This window comes from Rubritalea sp., from assembly GCF_039830215.1.
Lineage (GTDB): Bacteria > Verrucomicrobiota > Verrucomicrobiia > Verrucomicrobiales > Akkermansiaceae > Rubritalea.
Genome location: NZ_JBDOPO010000337.1, coordinates 1 through 2,704 on the forward strand (window position 1 = coordinate 1; position 2,704 = coordinate 2,704).

Here is a 2,704-nt window from a genome sequence, read left to right on the forward strand (position 1 = left end):
GATGAGTATTTCAATCGGGACCTGAAGTCCGAGCTAAGCAAGCGACCATCACTTCGAGGAAAAGGTAAATTCAAGGAAGTGGCGAACCGAGAGCCCCTCGAAAAACTCATACCTCAAGTCGTGATTCCGAAAATAGGAAAACTCAGCGCAAAGGACAAAGAGAGGCAATCGACAAAAGAGTGGAAAGCCCTAGCAAATAAACACAGCGCCATTGAAAGTAACATCAACTGTCTCGAACAACACGGGCTAAATCGCTGCCCCGATAAGGGGTTTAGCGCCTATCGTCGCTATGTCGGACTAGGAGTGCAGGCCTACAATCTGCATAAAATAGGCAACCACATTTTAGAAAAATGGAGAGACGCTGAGAAAAAAGATCGATCAATCGATCGCTTAGACTCGTCTCACGGTCTAACTCCTATAAGAATCCCTCCTCGAGAGTTGGAGGCCGCACTGTGCTCAGACATCACCAAAATCCAAGATCAAGGCTCCAGTTGACCACTGTGAAGCCTCTTAAATTTAAGAAAAACCACGGAACTCAACTCCTTTCATGAATAAGCTCGCGCAATTCATAGAAATTAGCAGTTTCCAGCCAGGCACTAATTATTAAGTAACCAACAACCACCTAAAAAACTCCATCGTGGACACACGATGGAGTTTTTCAGGTGGTTCTTCGAGTATCTCCGCTCAATATCTCTTTAAGAGTCCTAGTACCCCAAAGTTTTGAATATTGCTAAGATTGGAGTAATAGATTTAGCGCCCCACTGAGTACTCACAGCTATTTCACAGTCAGATAGTTGGATAATTTGATCGTCTGCAATGAAGTGCCTTTTCCTATTCGTGGTTTCAAAAATATCCAAAGCCTTCTCTTTAGTCGTGAATACACCTCTACTTCCGCTCATTGGGAATACCTCCAGCAGTTGATCATAGTTCAATGGACCATTGTCTTTCACATATTGCTGCACAACAGCATGAACATAGCGACCTTTCGGTAGCTCCTCACCGTTGAAAGTGTACTTTGTGTAATCCTTTTGCCCGATCGGCTTGTCTCTCCCCTTTTTATCAGCACTCACGTTCGTGACACTTGATAAAGTGAGTACGCTCTGGATCAACTCACCAAAGTCAACATTTTTAGGTGCAGCCTCTTTGATCAGATTTAGTAGCGAGGAAATGCTGAATACTTTATTTTTGAGGTAAGGGTCTAGTATCGAGGATCTGTAGACGATTTTCTCCCACTCCTCGTCAAACTCTACAGTTGAGTCTAGAATTTGCTTCTCGTCATCAGTAAGCTCTTTTAGACGGAGTCGTTGAGCAATTTTTTCGTCCCATACGATAAAATTAGGCTCCTCGACCACCAGCTCGTACAACGCCGGGTAAGCAATCTGGAGGCACACCAGGCCAAAGTTAACTAGTCGCTCAACTTTAGACTCACCGAGCTCTCCTTCCTCAAGTTGGTTCATAATCTGGATGAGGGAGATCGTATTGATTAGACGCTTTAGTGCACGAGGGTTAGTTCCCACCGAACTTAATGTCATCTGGACGATCGACGCTTTAAAATCCGCATCACCCTGCTGATCAGCACCTAGGTAGCCGATGTCGGAAAGCGACTGGATAAGGAAGTCTTCGATAGAGTACGACCCTACAGGCATGCTAAAAGGCAGCTGGATAATTTTATCAAAGAACGAACGAAACTCTCTTTCGTTTTTCTCAGTCAAAGGCCCGAACTTAGGCTCCAAGCCCTTGATGACGATTTCATAGTCGATCGCTAAAACAAAGATACAGTTCTCGACTTCGAAAATATTCTTAATCAGCTCTAGGATCTGTACAGCTACAGGTGGATCGATTCTATCCAGATCATCGATGAAGAAGAGGAAACCTTTGTTGGTATTACCTGCAGCTCTATCCAATTCAAGGCATTCCTCAATAGCATCCTCAAGCGCTTTACGTAGAGCCAAGATACTCTGATTAGCGGGGCTATTGTCGATAATTCCATCGACTATTTCACCGCCATTCAGACCTGTGGTGGAGGAAACAGCTGTCTTCGCCGCAGCCCTAGCGACAATAGAAAGCGCCTTCCCGAGTTTCTTGCCCAACTGATCAGCTTTGGTCTTATGCTTCTGCTGAATAATTTGGAGGACTTGGGCTGTGAGACCTTCAATGATGGAGACGAGAGTTTCATCTGGACTCTTCAGCAGTGAATACTGCCATGTGTTTACCCATACTGAATAGAACTCAGCATGTGGGTTTTCATCAGTCTCACACAATGTGTGTTTGATCTGATTCATCATACTCGTTTTTCCACTACCCCATTCTCCTTGGATAGCAATCGTTGTTGGCATACTTGCCGACTTGATGAAAAGATTTAGAGCTTCCAGGTACTTGTCTGTCCCCAAAAGGTCTCTGCCACCCTCCTTACGGGGCTTATCGATGATGTTAGTTGATGTTGTCATATGAGTATTTAATTTGCATCTGGTCGTTGTTCAAGTTAAGCGGTGCACTTCCGGTTTGAATCCAAGAGCTCTCAAGAGTCCTACTATGTGTATTTGATTGGATTCGAAGCTCCTCTCTTGGTGTATTTACTAGGAACACGTTTCCCAATATACCTACTTTTAATTGCCTCTGTAGCTTCTTCACCTTTGAAACCGTAGCGTCCTAGAACTTCCTCTCGCCCGGGGAAATTAGCTGGTGTTGCTTCGAGCCACGAGTG

1 protein-coding gene and 1 pseudogene are annotated in these 2,704 nt (G+C 44.6%); one reads left to right on the forward strand and one right to left on the reverse strand.

What is annotated here, in order from left to right:
• A pseudogene (locus ABGY95_RS11425) lies at positions 1-495 on the forward strand (hypothetical protein); the annotation flags it as partial.
• 209 nt (positions 496-704) lie between these two features.
• Here ABGY95_RS11425 and ABGY95_RS11430 read toward each other — a convergent pair.
• Entirely contained in the window at positions 705-2,447 is a 1,743-nt protein-coding gene (locus ABGY95_RS11430; RefSeq protein WP_347441813.1) for a P-loop NTPase fold protein, read from the reverse strand.
• Positions 2,448-2,704: the final 257 nt, after the last annotated feature.

Excerpts from the sequence above, each read along its gene's own strand:
- ABGY95_RS11430 (WP_347441813.1), bottom strand. The coding sequence starts at position 2,447 with ATGACAACATCAACTAACATCATCGATAAGCCCCGTAAGGAGGGTGGC.